General features: G+C 61.5%; 15 protein-coding genes and 1 pseudogene. 7 read left to right on the top strand and 9 right to left on the bottom strand.

Annotation, left to right across the window (positions count from 1 at the left end):
• Positions 1–5: 5 nt before the first annotated feature.
• From ACYU81_RS12335 to ACYU81_RS12320, 4 genes and pseudogenes are all read left to right on the top strand, one after another.
• Positions 6–342: pseudogene (locus ACYU81_RS12335) on the top strand (hypothetical protein).
• 36 nt (positions 343–378) lie between these two features.
• Positions 379–1,044 (top strand): response regulator transcription factor, encoded by a 666-nt coding sequence (locus ACYU81_RS12330; RefSeq protein ID WP_449471888.1) that lies wholly within the window; start codon positions 379–381, stop codon positions 1,042–1,044.
• Between the two features lie 159 nt (positions 1,045–1,203).
• Positions 1,204–2,508, top strand: coding sequence for a sensor histidine kinase (locus tag ACYU81_RS12325; RefSeq protein WP_449474606.1), 1,305 nt, complete (start codon positions 1,204–1,206; stop codon positions 2,506–2,508).
• Entirely contained in the window at positions 2,508–2,867 is a 360-nt protein-coding gene (locus tag ACYU81_RS12320; RefSeq protein WP_460987848.1) for a YbaN family protein, read from the top strand. Before ACYU81_RS12325 ends, ACYU81_RS12320 begins: the two co-directional genes overlap by 1 nt.
• 7 nt (positions 2,868–2,874) lie before the next feature.
• Here ACYU81_RS12320 and ACYU81_RS12315 read toward each other — a convergent pair whose 3' ends face one another.
• Positions 2,875–4,098 (bottom strand): polyhydroxyalkanoate depolymerase, encoded by a 1,224-nt coding sequence (locus ACYU81_RS12315; RefSeq protein WP_460987847.1) that lies wholly within the window; start codon positions 4,096–4,098, stop codon positions 2,875–2,877.
• A gap of 123 nt (positions 4,099–4,221) precedes the next feature.
• Between ACYU81_RS12315 and ACYU81_RS12310 the strand changes: the two genes are divergently transcribed.
• Complete coding sequence (locus ACYU81_RS12310) at positions 4,222–4,878, top strand: glutathione S-transferase (RefSeq protein WP_460987846.1); 657 nt, start codon at positions 4,222–4,224, stop codon at positions 4,876–4,878.
• A gap of 184 nt (positions 4,879–5,062) precedes the next feature.
• Here ACYU81_RS12310 and ACYU81_RS12305 read toward each other — a convergent pair whose 3' ends face one another.
• The 3 genes from ACYU81_RS12305 to acnA all read right to left on the bottom strand — a co-directional run bounded on the left by ACYU81_RS12305 (position 5,063) and on the right by acnA (position 8,898).
• Complete coding sequence (locus ACYU81_RS12305) at positions 5,063–5,764, bottom strand: glutamine amidotransferase (protein WP_460987845.1); 702 nt, start codon at positions 5,762–5,764, stop codon at positions 5,063–5,065.
• A 72-nt stretch (positions 5,765–5,836) separates the two neighbouring features.
• Positions 5,837–6,094, bottom strand: a complete 258-nt coding sequence (locus ACYU81_RS12300) for a CBU_0592 family membrane protein (RefSeq protein ID WP_460987843.1) — start codon at positions 6,092–6,094, stop codon at positions 5,837–5,839.
• A 134-nt stretch (positions 6,095–6,228) separates the two neighbouring features.
• On the bottom strand, positions 6,229–8,898 hold the full coding sequence (gene acnA / locus ACYU81_RS12295) for an aconitate hydratase AcnA (protein WP_460987841.1): 2,670 nt from the start codon (positions 8,896–8,898) through the stop codon (positions 6,229–6,231).
• Between the two features lie 383 nt (positions 8,899–9,281).
• On the opposite strand from acnA, the gene ACYU81_RS12290 reads away from it, so the two are divergent.
• Positions 9,282–9,560, top strand: a complete 279-nt coding sequence (locus ACYU81_RS12290) for a hypothetical protein (protein WP_460987840.1) — start codon at positions 9,282–9,284, stop codon at positions 9,558–9,560.
• 26 nt (positions 9,561–9,586) lie between these two features.
• On the opposite strand, the gene ACYU81_RS12285 is transcribed toward ACYU81_RS12290, so the two are convergent.
• The 4 genes from ACYU81_RS12285 to ACYU81_RS12270 all read right to left on the bottom strand — a co-directional run bounded on the left by ACYU81_RS12285 (position 9,587) and on the right by ACYU81_RS12270 (position 12,727).
• Positions 9,587–9,790, bottom strand: a complete 204-nt coding sequence (locus tag ACYU81_RS12285) for a DUF5818 domain-containing protein (protein WP_460987838.1) — start codon at positions 9,788–9,790, stop codon at positions 9,587–9,589.
• 4 nt (positions 9,791–9,794) lie between these two features.
• Complete coding sequence (locus ACYU81_RS12280; RefSeq protein WP_062120434.1) at positions 9,795–9,980, bottom strand: DUF1328 domain-containing protein; 186 nt, start codon at positions 9,978–9,980, stop codon at positions 9,795–9,797.
• A 108-nt stretch (positions 9,981–10,088) separates the two neighbouring features.
• Positions 10,089–10,997 (bottom strand): copper resistance protein B, encoded by a 909-nt coding sequence (locus ACYU81_RS12275; RefSeq protein WP_460987837.1) that lies wholly within the window; start codon positions 10,995–10,997, stop codon positions 10,089–10,091.
• A complete protein-coding gene (locus ACYU81_RS12270) occupies positions 10,994–12,727 on the bottom strand; it encodes a copper resistance system multicopper oxidase (protein WP_460987836.1) in 1,734 nt (577 codons plus the stop codon). The genes ACYU81_RS12275 and ACYU81_RS12270 overlap by 4 nt, the downstream gene beginning before the upstream one ends.
• A gap of 102 nt (positions 12,728–12,829) precedes the next feature.
• On the opposite strand from ACYU81_RS12270, the gene copC reads away from it, so the two are divergent.
• Complete coding sequence (copC, locus tag ACYU81_RS12265; protein ID WP_460987835.1) at positions 12,830–13,237, top strand: copper homeostasis periplasmic binding protein CopC; 408 nt, start codon at positions 12,830–12,832, stop codon at positions 13,235–13,237.
• A gap of 20 nt (positions 13,238–13,257) precedes the next feature.
• On the opposite strand, the gene ACYU81_RS12260 is transcribed toward copC, so the two are convergent.
• Entirely contained in the window at positions 13,258–14,256 is a 999-nt protein-coding gene (locus ACYU81_RS12260; RefSeq protein ID WP_460987834.1) for a 2-hydroxyacid dehydrogenase, read from the bottom strand.
• Positions 14,257–14,368 lie beyond the last annotated feature (112 nt).

Here is a 14,368-nt window from a genome sequence, read left to right as displayed (position 1 = left end):
GTTCAATGCTTGTCGCCTATGGCATGCCACATGACGATGAAGCTTAGCAGCCTGATTGCGGGTATGGCCGCCATCGCCGCGATGGTGGCAGTGCCCTCCTCCGCTGAGGCCGGTCAGCGTGGCGAGCAGGACGCGGCGCGCCGGGCTATGCTGGACGGGCAGACCATGCCATTTTCCCTCATCAAGCGGCGCGTAGATGCCGCCATGGGCGGGGCGACCTACCTCGGCGCGGAATTCAATCCATCCTCCAACCGCTATCGCCTGAAATATGTGAAGGACGGCAAGGTGGTTTGGGTTGATGCGGACGGGCGCACAGGCGATATAACCGGCTGGGCGCACTGACGCGCCAATGGGCAAAATACACAGAAACGGAGCCATATGCGTCTGCTGATCGTCGAAGATGAACCAAGCCTTGGGCAACAGCTCCGCAACACGTTGGAGGGCGCAGGCTATGCCGTCGACCTTGCGACCGATGGCGAGGATGGACACTTCCTGGGCACGACGGAAAGCTATGATGCCGTGGTCCTCGACCTTGGCCTGCCGACCATTGACGGGCTGACGGTGCTGGACCGCTGGCGCAAGGAGGGACGAAGCTTCCCGGTACTGGTGCTGACCGCGCGCGACAGCTGGTCCGACAAGGTCGCAGGGCTGGACGCTGGCGCGGACGATTATCTGGCCAAGCCGTTTCAGAGCGAAGAGCTGATCGCGCGGTTGCGCGCGCTCATCCGCCGCGCTTCGGGCAATGCATCGAGCGAACTGATCGCGGGCGACGTCCGGCTGGACACGCGCTCGGGCAAGGTCACGCTGAAGGGCGAGCCGGTAAAACTGACTGCGCAGGAATATAAGCTGCTGTCCTACCTTCTCCACCATAAGGGCAAGGTGGTGAGCCGCACCGAGTTGATCGAGCATATCTACGATCAGGATTTCGACCGCGATTCCAACACGATCGAAGTGTTCGTTACCCGCATCCGCAAGAAGCTGGGCGCGGACGTCATCACGACGATACGCGGTCTTGGCTACAGCCTGGACGAGCCCGCCCGCTAAGGTCTCAAATTCTGCCTCGGGCTGGTTCCGCCAAAGCCCCCTTTTCTGCCGGGACGATCTTCGGCAAGCCCGGGCGAACGGAGTGGGCAACAGACAGCTGTAATGACCAGTCCAGCCTCCCCTCCCACGGTCCATTCGACCGGGTCGCTCAGTCGGCGCATGATCGGCATCGCGGCGCTGTGGATCAGCATCCTGCTGCTGGGTGGCGGACTGGCGCTTGACCGTGTCCTGTCGCAGGCAATCACACGCAATTTCGACGACGGGCTCAATTATGTTCTGACGGCGATGATCGCTTCGGCCGAGATCGGGCCGGATGGCGAAGTGCTGTTCAATCGCCCGCTTGCCGATCAGCGCTTTCTGGAGCCCAACAGCGGTCTCTATTACCAGATCAGCGCCAAGGGGCATGAGGATTGGCGATCGCGCTCGCTATGGGACCGGGCACTGAGGGTGCTGCCCGAGCATGATGATCGCAGCTTCCACGCTTATGACAGCAAGCAGTTTCCGGGCGAAGACTTGCGGATCATGGAGCGGACCATCGTTCTGCCCGGTTCGAATACGCGCTGGATGTTCATGGTCGCGGCTGCCCGTGCCGGGCTGGACGACCAGATCACCACGTTGCGATCCACGCTGACCCAGAGTTTTGCCCTTCTCGCGCTCGGCCTGATCGTACTGACCACGCTTCAGACGCTTTACGGACTGAGGCCGCTGCGCCGGGTGCGCAAGGAAATCGTCAGGATGCGGGCGGGCGAAAAGAGCCGCGTCACCGAACCGATGCCCTCCGAAGTGCTACCCATGGTCGAGGAACTGAACGCCCTTCTCGCTCATAATGAGCGGCAGGCGGAAGAGGCGCGAACCCATGCGGGCAATCTTGCCCACGCGCTGAAAACGCCGCTGACCGTCATCATGAACGCCGCGACCGCGCAATCGGCGGACCTTGGGGAAACCGTCATTCGGGAAGCCACGACGATGCGCAGGCAGGTCGATCACCATCTGGCACGCGCCCGCGCGGTCGGGCGGCGCGGCGCGGCGCAGAGCCGGGCGGAAGTATGGACAAGCCTGCAAGCGGTCGAGCGCGCCGTCCAGCGCCTCTATCCCGAAGCGCGGATCGACATGGATGGCGACAAGGAGGTTGCCGTCAGGGTGGAGCGTCAGGACCTGGACGAGATGCTGGGCAACCTTATCGAAAACGCGGCAAAATATGGTGGCGGCAGCGTGTTCGCCACAGTTGGCCGCGCCGGAACCATGGTCGAGATATTGGTCGAAGATGACGGCCTGGGTATCCCGCAGGAGGAACGGACCCGCATCTTCGACCGTGGCGTCCGGCTGGATTCCGGTAAGCCCGGCACCGGCCTTGGCCTGGCCATCGTGCGCGACGTCGCGGAAATCTATGGCGGATCGGTGGCGATGGAGGAAAGTGAAGATCTGGGCGGGCTGATGGTGCGGCTGCGACTGCCCGCCGCCTGATGAGGCGGGCGCTTTATCTTGCCGTCGGCTTTATGTCGCTGGGCCTTGGCGCGCTGGGCATTGTCCTCCCCCTGCTGCCCACGGTGCCCTTCATGATATTGGCGGCGTTCTGCTTCGCCCGGTCAAGCCCGGCGCTGGAAGCCAGGCTGCTCGATCATCGGCATTTCGGGCCGCATATTCGCCGTTGGCGCGACAAGGGTGCGATCAGCCGCCGGGGAAAGCAGGCGGCGCTTGCGGCTTTCACATTCAGCGCAGTGCTGGCGCTGTTCCTGGTGCCTTTCCCTTGGTTCCTGGTCCCGGTCGCGGCCGCACTAATTGGCGGAACATGGATATGGTCGCGACCGGAAGGCGGCGCTTAGCCCTCGATCAGTTCATCGCCAAGATCATGTTGCGGACCTGCGGGAAAACTTCCTTCTCCCACTTACTACCGGAAAACACGCCATAATGACCGGCGCCGATTTGCAGGTGATGCCGCTTCAGATGAGGCCGCAATCCCGTGCAAAGCGCGTGCGCCGCCGCCGTTTGCCCGACCGCGCAGATATCGTCCTTCTCTCCCTCGACCGTCAGCAGCGCCGTCTTGCGAATGGCACCCGGATTGACGAGTCGACCGCGGTGCTTGAGTTCGCCCTTCGCGAGAAGAGTCCGCTGAAACACGCGCTCAACCGTCTCCAGGTAGAATTCGGCGGTCATGTCCAGAACCGCGAAATATTCCTGATAGAAATCCTTGATCTTCTCGGCCTCTTCTTCCTTCCCATCCGCCAGCAACTGATAAAGCTCGCGATGTTGGGCACCGTGGCGTTCCAGGTTCATCGACAGGAAGGCGGACAGTTGCAGGAAGCCCGGATAGACCCGCCGCCCGGCACCGCGATAACGCATCGGGACGGAAGTGATGAGTTGCCGTTCGAACCACTCAATCGGCCGCTCGTTGGACAATTCGTTCACGACGGTCGGCGCCGCACGGGGGTCGATCGGGCCGCCCATCAGCGTCATGGATTGTGGTGTCGCGGCATCGCCATCTTCGGCCATCAGCGCGACAGCGGCAAAGGCCGGTACGCAGGGCTGGCAAACGGACAGCATGTGCGCGCCGGGGCCAAGCTCCTGCATGAAGGTGATGACATAATCGACATAGTCGTCAAAGCCGAAGCGCCCTGCCGACAACGGAACATCGCGCGCATTCTTCCAATCAGTGATGTAGACGTCATGGTCGCGCAGCAAGGTCCGCACGGTGTTACGCAATAGGGTAGAAAAATGGCCCGACATCGGCGCCACGAGCAGCACGCGGGGCTGTTCCGTTTCGACATCGTCCTTCGCAAAGTGAAGCAGGTTGCCGAAGGGCAGGTCAAGGACCACTTCTTCCCGCACCGCAACAAGGGCGTTGCCGCTGCGGACTTCGTTGACGCCATAGGCGCGACGCTTGTGCGTGAGCCGGGCACCTTGGAATACGTCCATTAGCGCGAACATGCGGCGCGGCATGGGCCAATCAGCCACCGGACCCATCTTGTCGCGGAGATTCAGGGCCAGTTCGGCGCCGAAGCGCGCGGGAGCCAGCATGTCTTCCAGAGCCTGATAGCCACTATACAGCATCGTCATAATATGAACGGCGCCCCAAAATGTTCCCCCGGCCGATTCGGCCGCCGTCGTTCGTTATACTGATTTTTCCGTATTGCGCTGCATCATGTTTGATGGAAAACTATAAACATCGGGAGGATCGTCATGGCCGTTGCGGAATTGACCATATCGAGCAAGATCTATTCCTCTTGGTCGCTGCGGGGCTGGCTGCTGTGCCGCCTCGCCGGACTACGCGTCACCGAGAAGATGGTGGCGCTGGAAAATCTGGAAAACCGCGCTGAGCTTTTGCTGCTGACGCCTTCCGTGCTGGTGCCGCGCCTCACCCATGAAGGCGCGAGCGTTTGGGACACGCTGGCCATCGCAGAATATCTGCATGAACTATATCCGAACGCAGGCATGTACCCCAAGGATCGCATCGCGCGCGCCCATTGCCGTTCCATATCGGGTGAAATCCATTCCGGTTTCGCCAACCTGAGATCTGCCCTGCCGATGAACCTGAAAGTCCGGCACAAGAAGTTCCCGATCTTTTCAGGGGCCAAGCCGGATATTGAGCGGGTCGAGGCGATCTGGACCGAATGCCTGGGATCCTACGGCGGCCCTTGGCTGTTCGGCGACAGCCCCACCGTGGCGGACGCCATGTTTGCGCCCGTCGTACAGCGGTTTCTGACTTATGCCGTGGCGTTGCAAGGTCCTGCGGCCGCCTATTGCAACACGGTCAACAGCTGGCACCTGATGCGCGAGTGGATCGACGATGCCCGGAAAGAACCGGATGAGGTCGAGGAACTGGACGTCGAATTCTAGGGCCGATCGACATTCAGTTCTGGCGGCCTGCAAATGGCGGCTCTCCGCGCTTCCGGTGCTCACGTACTTTGAGTACGCTGCGTTGAAGCGAGGCGCGTGACTCGCCTCAAGGGTCACGGAAAACCACCATTTTCGACACGCCATCTCCTGAATGTCGATCGGCCCTAAATTCCGGCCCAGCCCGTCAACCGCTTAACTTCGCCAGCCAATCGCCGATCATCGCGCGGCCCGCCGCGACCGCGCCCGGCCCATGTTCATCATGATCACGCCGCAGGGCCACGCCGCACTGTTTGGCGATGTCCAGATCGGCCCAGAAATGGGTCAACCAATCCTCAAAGCGCGGGTCCTCGCCCATCTCGGCATGGAATTGCAGCGCCAGCAGATTGCGGCCCCGGCGGAATGCCTGATGCGCGTATGCATCGGTTGAGGCCAGCAGTTCAACGCCGCGCGGCAGCTCGAACGTATCGCTATGCCAGTGCAGCACTGGCACGTCCTGAATATGCCGCAGAGGCGAATCCGCGCCCGATCCGTTCAGCGTGACAGGTGCGAAGCCGAGTTCCATCGCCTCACCGGGATAAACGCGCGCGCCGAGCGCCGCCGCGATCATCTGGCTGCCCAGGCATACTCCCAGAGTCGGCAGGTCCTGTTCCAGCCGTGCGGCGAGCTTATCGATCTGCACCGGAATCCAGGGATGAATGTCATGCTCATAAACGCCCATCGGGCCGCCCATCATGATCAGCAGATCGGGCGTACACAAATCCACATGGGCGAATTCGGGGCTGGCGACATCGATCCGCTCAATCTCATAGCCAGCCGCCTCGATCGGCTGGAGAAACCCGGCCGCTCCCTCTCGCGGCACATGACGGACGATCAGTGCTTTTTTCATTGCTGATGAGATGCCTAATCGATCGAACGTGCGCCCGCCACCCCAGCCTTTCTTGAGGAGGCGATAACCCTCCTATCGACCATTCGCAGTCTTGGCCCGCCAAATCCGCCACAGGGCCGTAAAACCGATAGCGCTCCAGACGATGTTGAGCACCATGGATGGAATAGCGCCATGCCACCAGGTGTTGAGCACGAAGAAAGCTGCGCCGAGCGCGTTCATCCACTGGAAAACCACTGAGCTGCCCGACAGTCGCCCGGCCGAAACGAGGATATAGGCGCCCAAAACCAGAAGCGCGCCGAGCCAGCCGACCAGTTCGATGAAAATTGTCATGCCGACCCATTATCAGCGACTTGGGCAAGGCGTGAATAGTTTTCGCGGTGGCGGAGAGGCCGCAGAGATGCCCATAAAAAAAGGCTCTCTCCTTTCGGAGAGAGCCTTCTTCTCTAGCAATTATCCCCGGCTGATCAGGCAGCCAGCTTGCGCAGGACGTACTGAAGGATGCCGCCGTTCATGAAATATTCCAGCTCATTGACGGTATCGATCCGGCAGAGCGCGGTGAAGGTGAAGGTCGAGCCATCGGCGCGCTTCACGATCACATCCACATCCTGACGCGGCTTGAGGCCAGCGACATTCTGGATGGTGAAGGTTTCATCGCCGGTGAAGCCGAACGTGTCCTTGCTCTCGCCATTCTTGAACTGGAGCGGCAACACGCCCATGCCGACCAGGTTCGAACGGTGGATGCGCTCGAAGCTTTCGACGATCACGGCGCGGACGCCGAGCAGGTTGGTGCCCTTCGCCGCCCAGTCGCGCGACGATCCGGTGCCATATTCCTTGCCACCGATGACGACCAGCGAAGTGCCGTCCGCCTTGTGCTTCATCGCCGCGTCGTAGATCGGCATGACTTCGCCGTCATAGCGGGTCATGCCGCCTTCAACGCCGTCCAGCATCAGGTTCTTGATGCGGATGTTGGCGAACGTGCCGCGCATCATCACTTCATGATGACCGCGACGCGCGCCGTAGCTGTTGTAGTCGGCCTGCGCGACCTGATGCTCGCTCAGCCACTTGCCAGCGGGCGAGGTCGCCTTGATCGAACCGGCCGGCGAGATGTGGTCGGTGGTGATCGAGTCGCCGAAAATCGCCAGCGGCTTGGCTTCGACAATGTCGGTGACCGGCGCCGGGGTCATGCTCAGCCCTTCGAAATAGGGAGGGTTGGCGACATAAGTAGAACCGGCCTGCCAGCTATACGTGGCCGAACCCGTGACGTCGATCGCCTGCCAGTGCGCATCGCCCTTGTAGACGTCGGCATAGCGCGCCTGGAACATCGGGCGGTCCATGCAGCCCGCCATGGTGGTGGCGACTTCGTCATTGGTCGGCCAGATGTCCTTCAGATATACATCCTGACCGTCCTTGCCCTGACCGATCGGCGTGGTGATGAAGTCCTCGATCACCGTGCCCTTGAGCGCATAAGCGACGACCAGCGGCGGCGAGGCGAGGAAGTTGGCGCGAACGTCCGGCGACACGCGGCCTTCAAAGTTGCGGTTGCCGGAGATCACGGCTGCGGCGACGAGGCCGTTGTCGTTGATCGCCTTGCTGATCGGCTCAGCCAGCGGGCCGGAGTTGCCGATGCAGGTGGTGCAGCCATAGCCGACGAGGTTGAAGCCGACAGCGTCGAGGTGCTCCTGAAGGCCAGCCTTAGCGAAATAATCGGTAACCACTTGGCTACCGGGTGCAAGCGATGTCTTGACCCAAGGCTTGGGCTTCAGGCCCAGTTCGTTCGCCTTCTTGGCCACCAGACCAGCGGCGACCATGACGCCGGGGTTCGACGTGTTGGTGCAGCTCGTGATCGCGGCGATGGTAACGTCGCCGTCACCAATGTCGAAATCCTTGCCTTCAACCGGAACCCGCTGCTGCGCCTTCTTGTAGACGTTCGCCAGGTCGGCGTTGAACACATCATCAACTTCGGGCAGCGAAACGCGGTCCTGCGGACGCTTCGGACCGGCGAGGCTGGGGACGACGGTGGCGAGGTCCAGTTCCAGCGTGTCGGTGAATACCGGCTCAACGGCGGGGTCGATCCAGAAGCCCTGCTCCTTGGCATAGGCTTCGACCAGCGCGATATTCTCTTCGGTACGGCCGGTCAGGCGCATGTAATCCAGCGTCTTGTCGTCGATGCCGAAGAAGCCGCAGGTCGCGCCATATTCCGGTGCCATGTTGGCAAGCGTCGCGCGGTCGGCCAGCGACAGCGAGGCAAGGCCGGGACCGAAATATTCAACAAAGCGGCCGACGACGCCCTTCTGGCGCAGCATGGCCGTGCAGGTCAGCACGAGGTCGGTGGCGGTCACGCCTTCCTTGAGTTCGCCGGTCAGCTTGAAGCCGACGACTTCGGGGATGAGCATGGAGACGGGCTGACCCAGCATCGCGGCTTCCGCCTCGATGCCGCCGACGCCCCAGCCCAGAACGCCCAGGCCGTTGATCATCGTGGTGTGGCTGTCAGTGCCGACGCAGGTGTCGGGATAGGCGACGGTAACGCCATCGGGGCCTTCGCTCGACCACACGGCCTGCGCGATATTTTCCAGGTTCACCTGATGGCAGATGCCGGTGCCGGGGGGCACGGCGTAGAAGTTGGCGAGCGACTTGCTGCCCCACTTCAGGAAGTCGTAGCGTTCCATGTTACGCTGATATTCGATTTCCACATTCTGTTCGAACGCCTTGGGCGTGCCGAATTCGTCGACCATGACGGAGTGGTCGATGACGAGGTGGACGGGAACCTGCGGGTTGATCTTGCTGGCGTCGGCGCCCAGCGCGGTCATCGCGTCGCGCATCGCCGCGAGGTCGACGACGCAGGGAACGCCGGTGAAGTCCTGCATCAGCACGCGCGCGGGGCGATACTGGATCTCGCGCTCGGCCTTGCCCTTGTCATTCTGCCAATCGACGATCGCCTTGATGTCGTCGGTCGTGACGGTCACGCCATCTTCGAAACGGAGCAGGTTTTCCAGCAGCACCTTCATCGAGAAAGGCAGGCGCGAAACGTCGCCGAGCTTCGCAGCAGCCTTCTTCAGCGAATAATAGGCAATGTCCTTGCCGCCGACCTTCAAAGTGTCGCGCGTGCCGAGAGTGTCCTGTCCGATGGCGGTCATGAGTCGTGCGTCTCCTCGCAATGCCCGGCCAAGGGGCTAGGAGGATAACGACATTCCGCCGGGAGCCTGACCCGCACATCGGATGACGGGGGGCAAGATGGCGGGATGCGCCCCAACCGATGGCCGAAGCGGGTATGTCCCTTGATGGCCGCCGCCATAGCGACTGCCGTCGCCAAGTCAATGCGAAGGCGCGAAATGGGACGTTCTGCAAATCTTTATTGTAGACGGCATCCCTGCACGCGGGATACATTGAGGTGTAATCGCGTTCTGGCAGACGGAGCGGGTTACCAGGAAATAAAGCGGGTCGCGCGCTCTGACTTAAGTCGTTGTATCGCAGTGTTTTGAAATATCGATGATATTCTTCGCTGGATGACCGATAAAATATGTCTGAGGAGGAAGAGACGATGCGCCCAGTTTCCAACCTCGTGACCGGCAAGTCATTTGACCCGGCCCTAAGGGGATACATCATCCATTATCATGTCGGGGAAGCCAATCACTGCCCCAGCTGCGGCCGAAGCCAATGGATGGTAGGCCGTCTGATGGCCGAATGCGCCTATTGCGAAACCGCCCTGCCGCTTGAAAATAACCGCGGCGTGGGCGCCTGCGCACGTTTCGTACACACTCACACGACCGTTCCGCCGGGTGATCCCCTAACCGCCTGAATCATGATCGCTGCCAAAGGACTAATTCAAATGGCAGCGACGCCCTCCACCTCCACGGTTTCATCGCCTGCATAATAGCCCTGCACGCGAACGCGCTTTTCCACATGGTCTACAGGAACGCGCAGCAGAATCAGGCGGAAAGTCCCGCCCAGATCGCGCTGGAGCAGGAAACCGGCTTCGTCTCGCGTCAGCCTACCGGTTTCGTCAACTCCAGCGCCAATCTTGATCATGCACTCAATCTATGGCGTTCTTGATCCCTTTTCCAGCCAGCAGACCGAGGACCAGGAAGATCACGAACAGCGCGATCGCCAGGAAGAAGAGAATCTTTGCAATGCCGACAAAGGTGCCAGCCGCGCCGCCAAAGCCGAGAATGGCCAGCACCGCAGCGATCACCAGCGAAATGATGGCAAGACGGATCATGATGTAATCCTTCGCTATAAATAGATATTGTCTGAACCGATGACGGCGCTAGCCGGTTCCATAGCCCTTAGGACTGCGATCTATTCCCCTCGCTTCAGAAACGTGCGCTCAGAACCAGAAACGAACGCCCATCACGAAACTGGCGACAGATGCGTTATCCCCACTGGCCCTTGCCATGCGAGCCGTTCCGCCCAGCCTGCGCTCCCAATTCACGCCTGCATAAGGCGCAAACTCGCGGGCGATTTCATAGCGCAGCCGCAGCCCCAATTCGACGTCCGACAATCCTGATCCTATGCCAAGTTCTGGAACATCCTGCACGGCTAAGTTAACTTCCGCCGCCGGTTGCAGGATCAGGCGCTGCGTGATGCGTTGGTCGTAGCTCGCCTCCAGCCGCAAATGCCCGTCACCCTTGTTGGACAGGAACGCCTGAGCGCTCACCTCAAACCAGTAGGGAGCAAGGCCATCAATCCCGGCGACCACATAGGTGCGGTCGGGATCGGGACCCAAGTCCTGCCTCACGCCTGCCTCCAGATTGACCCAGGGATCGATCGCCCGGCTGTAGAGCGACTGCACCTCCGCATGCTCCACCCTGCCGCTTTTCTTGCCCTCGCCTTCCGATTTGAAAGCCAGGCGATTGATGTCACCGCCGATCCAGCCCTCGCCTTCCCAATGATAGGCATCGCCCCCCCTGCCTGCACGATATTCCAGCCGGTCCAACATCAGTTTGGAAAAACGCATCCCGCCGCTTTCCTCGAGCATGGCGGCACGGGCGCGCGCCATTTCGTCCGCGCTGTAGAAGGCATCGGCGGCATGGTCGCTGGGCGGTGCTGGCGGCGTTCCTTTAGGAATATCCTGGTCCGCAGCAGGCTCAGCTTTGCTCGCATCTGTAGGGGATTGACCCTCCTCCTGCGGCGCCTGCTCCATGGCGTCATGGTGCATGTGGCTGTGATCCATCTGCTGAGCCTGAGCGGAGAGCGTGGGAGAAAGCAGCAGCAGCGCCGCGACGGCGAACCTCATGCCGCCGTCCCCTCATGACGTACCGTCACGACGCGCATCATCCCCGCATGCATGTGCATCAGCATGTGGCAGTGAAATGCCCAGTCCCCCAACGCATCGGCGGTAAGGTCGAAACTCACCTTGCCGCCGGGAAGAACGTTCACCGTATGCTTGAGCGGGTTATGTTCGCCCGCCCCCGTCACGAGTTCGAAGAAATGTCCATGCAGATGGATGGGATGGGGCATCATCGTGTCGTTGATAAGGTTCACGCGCACCCGCTCCATGTGGCGGAACGGGATAGGCTCGGCGCCGTCGGATAGCTTCACCCCGTCGAACGACCACATATAGCGTTCCATGTTCGCGGTGAGATGGATGTCGAGCGTTCGCGATGGCGTCCGCCGGTCCTTGTGCGGATGCAGTGATTTGAGGTCGGCATAGGTCAACACGCGATGCGGAACATTTTCCAGCCCCGTCGGCCGATCAGCCGTTCGATCCACAGGCATGGGAGAAAGCGTGGCGACGCCCGGCCCCATGCTGACCTGCGGCGCGACGGACTTGTCCCGCATCTTCATGGAATGTCCAGACATGCCTTCATTGGCAGGCTGACTGAGGTCGATGACGCCGCCGTGCCCCATGTCCATCCCGGACATGTCCATGCCCATATCCTTCATGCCCAATAGAGGACGCTCACGTAGCGTTGGCACCTCCGCAGCCATACCCATGCGCGGCGCCAGTGTAGCGCGGACCAGGCCAGACCGGTCGATCGCTTCCGCAATCAAGCCATAGGGCTTAGGCTCGGCGGGCTGAACGACGACATCATAGGTTTCCGCGATGCCGATCTGGAACTCGTCCGTTCCGACCGGCTGTACATGCTGGCCGTCGCATTGCACCACCGTCATCGCCAGCCCCGGCAGCCGGACATTGAAGTTGGTCATGGCCGAAGCATTGATGATCCGCAGGCGCACCCGCTCACCCGGCGTGAAAAGGCCGGTCCAGTTTTCCGCTGTGCCGTGCCCATTGACGAGGAAGCTGTATGTCGACCCGGTCACGTCCGATATATCGGTCGGGTCCATCCGCATCGCGCCCCATTGCAGGCGCTCTTTTGCGGTTTGATCCTTGCCCGCCAGCAACCCGGCCAGCGTCTGCTTCTGCATGTTGAAATAGCCGCCCATCTGCTTCAGCCGCTTCAGCAGCATATGGGGGTGGATCGGGCTCCAGTCAGACAGGACGATCACATGCTCGCGATCCGCCTCCACCGGGTCGGCGTCGGCGGGATCGATGACGATCGGGCCGTAATGGCCGACCGCTTCCTGCATGCCCGAATGGCTGTGATACCAGTAGGTGCCTGATTGCCGCACCGGAAATTCGTAGGTGAAAGTCTCGTCCGGCCGGATGCCGGGGAAGCTGACGCCCGGCACGCCGTCCATCTGGAAAGGCACGATCAGCCCATGCCAGTGGATCGACGTATCTTCCTTCAGCCTGTTACTGACCGACAGCCGGACATTCTGCCCTTCCCTCAACCGGATGAGCGGCGCGGGCAACGTCCCATTCACCATGACTGCATGCGCCGAGCGTCCGCCCGTGGAAAAATGCCCTTCGTTGATGGTCAGCGCGATATCTTCGCCGCTCAATACCCCTGATTGAAGCGTCAGTCCCGGAGTGCCACTTCGCGCCCAGGCAGGGAATAGCGGGCTCAGCGCCAGAACGCCGCCCAATCCCCGGATCACGCCCCGACGGTCAAGGCCGCTCATGATCCCAGTCCCCTTTCCCGAAAGATATGTGCTGCACCTTCCAAAGCCTCATGCAAAAATTTATGCCCATCCTTGCGAGGTCAGGGAAGCCGCCCATATTCCATGACCCAAATATTACCGGAGTTCAGCATCATGCGCCCTACCCTGTTCGCCGCCGCCCTTATGTTGGCCGCCATGCCCTCCCTGGCAAGCGCACAGCCGAAATTGCTGTCTTCCACCCCTGCGCCCAACGCAACCGTCAGCAAGCCTGCAAAGCTCAGCCTGACCTTCTCCGAAAAGCTGCTTCCGACCTTGAGCGGCGTCGATCTGGTCATGACAGGGATGCCGGGCATGGCCAGCCACGCGCCCATGCCAATCAAGGGCTTCAAGACGTCGGTCGAAGGCGATGGCAGGACCTTGACGGTCACCCTCCCCCGCGCCTTGCCGGTGGGCAGCTATGACCTCAACTGGCATGCGGCTGGCGCCGACCAACACAAGATTTCGGGGAAATACAGCTTTACGGTCAAATAATCCGCGCCACCGCCTGCAATCTAGACCCAGCCTTCCAACACCTGATTGGGCGGGCGGTGTCCGTCGGCCCAGCTGCGGATGTTGGCGATGACGCGGGCGCCGGTGGCGTCCCGTCCCTCGAAAGTCGCCGATCCCATGTGCGGCAGCAGCACCACGTTGGACAGCGCGAGCAGGCGCGGGTCGACGGCTGGCTCATGCGCATAGACGTCCAGCCCAGCTCCGGCGATCCGCCCCTCCGCCAGCGCCGCGATCAGCGCAGGCTCGTCGGTGATTTCCGCGCGGGAGGTGTTGATGAGATAGGCATCCGCCCGCATCAGCGCGATGCGCCGCGCGTCGATCAATGCCCTGCTGTCGGCATTGAGCGGACAGTTAATCGACACGATGTCGCATTCGCTCAGCAGCGTATCGACATCCGCGTGCCATGTGGCATGCAGCTCCTGTTCGACCTCAAAGGGCAGACGATGGCGATTATGATAGGCGATCGACAGGCCGAAGGCCGCCGCACGCCTCGCGACCGCCCGGCCGATCCGGCCCATGCCGATAATGCCCAGCTTCTTGCCGCCGATGCGATGGCCCAGCATGCCGGATGGGCTCCAGCCGGACCAGGTCCCCGATCGCACCAGCTTCTCACCCTCGGCCAGTCTGCGGGGTACGGACAGGATCAACGCCATCGTCATGTCGGCGGTGTCTTCAGTCAGCACGCCGGGCGTATTGGTGACGATGATGCCCTTCCGCCGTGCCGCGCCAAGGTCGATATGATCGACCCCGCTGCCGAAGCTGGCGATCAGTTGCAGGCGTTCGGGCGCAAGGTCGATGAGCGCCGCGTCTATCTGGTCCGTCACAGAAGGCACGAGCACGTCGCATTGCGCCATCGCCCGGGTCAACGCCGTGCGGTCCATGGGCACATCGCCAACATTGAAAACCGTATCGAACAGTTCGGCCATCCGTGCCTCGACATTGGGAGGCAGGCGGCGCGTCACGACGACGCGCGGCTTGGCGGGACGCGGTTTCTTGGCCATGATCAGCCGCTATTCCTGGCGATGGCGGTGGTCAAGCGCTTATGGCACAGGCCCAAGACAATGGTTGTCGGGCGCATCGGCCCGACGCTATAACCGGCTGTCACTTCAAGAG

This window comes from Sphingobium sp. TomTYG75 (genome assembly GCF_054771635.1).
This window is presented reverse-complemented; position numbering and strand designations above follow the sequence as displayed.

What these genes read in the sequence shown, in the direction of transcription:
- ACYU81_RS12330 (WP_449471888.1), top strand. Translation starts at nt 379, where the DNA reads ATGCGTCTGCTGATCGTCGAAGATGAACCAAGCCTTGGGCAACAGCTC.
- ACYU81_RS12325 (WP_449474606.1), top strand. Translation starts at nt 1,204, where the DNA reads ATGATCGGCATCGCGGCGCTGTGGATCAGCATCCTGCTGCTGGGTGGC.
- ACYU81_RS12320 (WP_460987848.1), top strand. Translation starts at nt 2,508, where the DNA reads ATGAGGCGGGCGCTTTATCTTGCCGTCGGCTTTATGTCGCTGGGCCTT.
- ACYU81_RS12315 (WP_460987847.1), bottom strand. Translation starts at nt 4,098, where the DNA reads ATGACGATGCTGTATAGTGGCTATCAGGCTCTGGAAGACATGCTGGCT.
- ACYU81_RS12310 (WP_460987846.1), top strand. Translation starts at nt 4,222, where the DNA reads ATGGCCGTTGCGGAATTGACCATATCGAGCAAGATCTATTCCTCTTGG.
- ACYU81_RS12305 (WP_460987845.1), bottom strand. Translation starts at nt 5,764, where the DNA reads ATGAAAAAAGCACTGATCGTCCGTCATGTGCCGCGAGAGGGAGCGGCC.
- ACYU81_RS12300 (WP_460987843.1), bottom strand. Translation starts at nt 6,094, where the DNA reads ATGACAATTTTCATCGAACTGGTCGGCTGGCTCGGCGCGCTTCTGGTT.
- acnA (WP_460987841.1), bottom strand. Translation starts at nt 8,898, where the DNA reads ATGACCGCCATCGGACAGGACACTCTCGGCACGCGCGACACTTTGAAG.
- ACYU81_RS12290 (WP_460987840.1), top strand. Translation starts at nt 9,282, where the DNA reads ATGTCTGAGGAGGAAGAGACGATGCGCCCAGTTTCCAACCTCGTGACC.
- ACYU81_RS12285 (WP_460987838.1), bottom strand. Translation starts at nt 9,790, where the DNA reads ATGATCAAGATTGGCGCTGGAGTTGACGAAACCGGTAGGCTGACGCGA.
- ACYU81_RS12280 (WP_062120434.1), bottom strand. Translation starts at nt 9,980, where the DNA reads ATGATCCGTCTTGCCATCATTTCGCTGGTGATCGCTGCGGTGCTGGCC.
- ACYU81_RS12275 (WP_460987837.1), bottom strand. Translation starts at nt 10,997, where the DNA reads ATGAGGTTCGCCGTCGCGGCGCTGCTGCTGCTTTCTCCCACGCTCTCC.
- ACYU81_RS12270 (WP_460987836.1), bottom strand. Translation starts at nt 12,727, where the DNA reads ATGAGCGGCCTTGACCGTCGGGGCGTGATCCGGGGATTGGGCGGCGTT.
- copC (WP_460987835.1), top strand. Translation starts at nt 12,830, where the DNA reads ATGACCCAAATATTACCGGAGTTCAGCATCATGCGCCCTACCCTGTTC.
- ACYU81_RS12260 (WP_460987834.1), bottom strand. Translation starts at nt 14,256, where the DNA reads ATGGCCAAGAAACCGCGTCCCGCCAAGCCGCGCGTCGTCGTGACGCGC.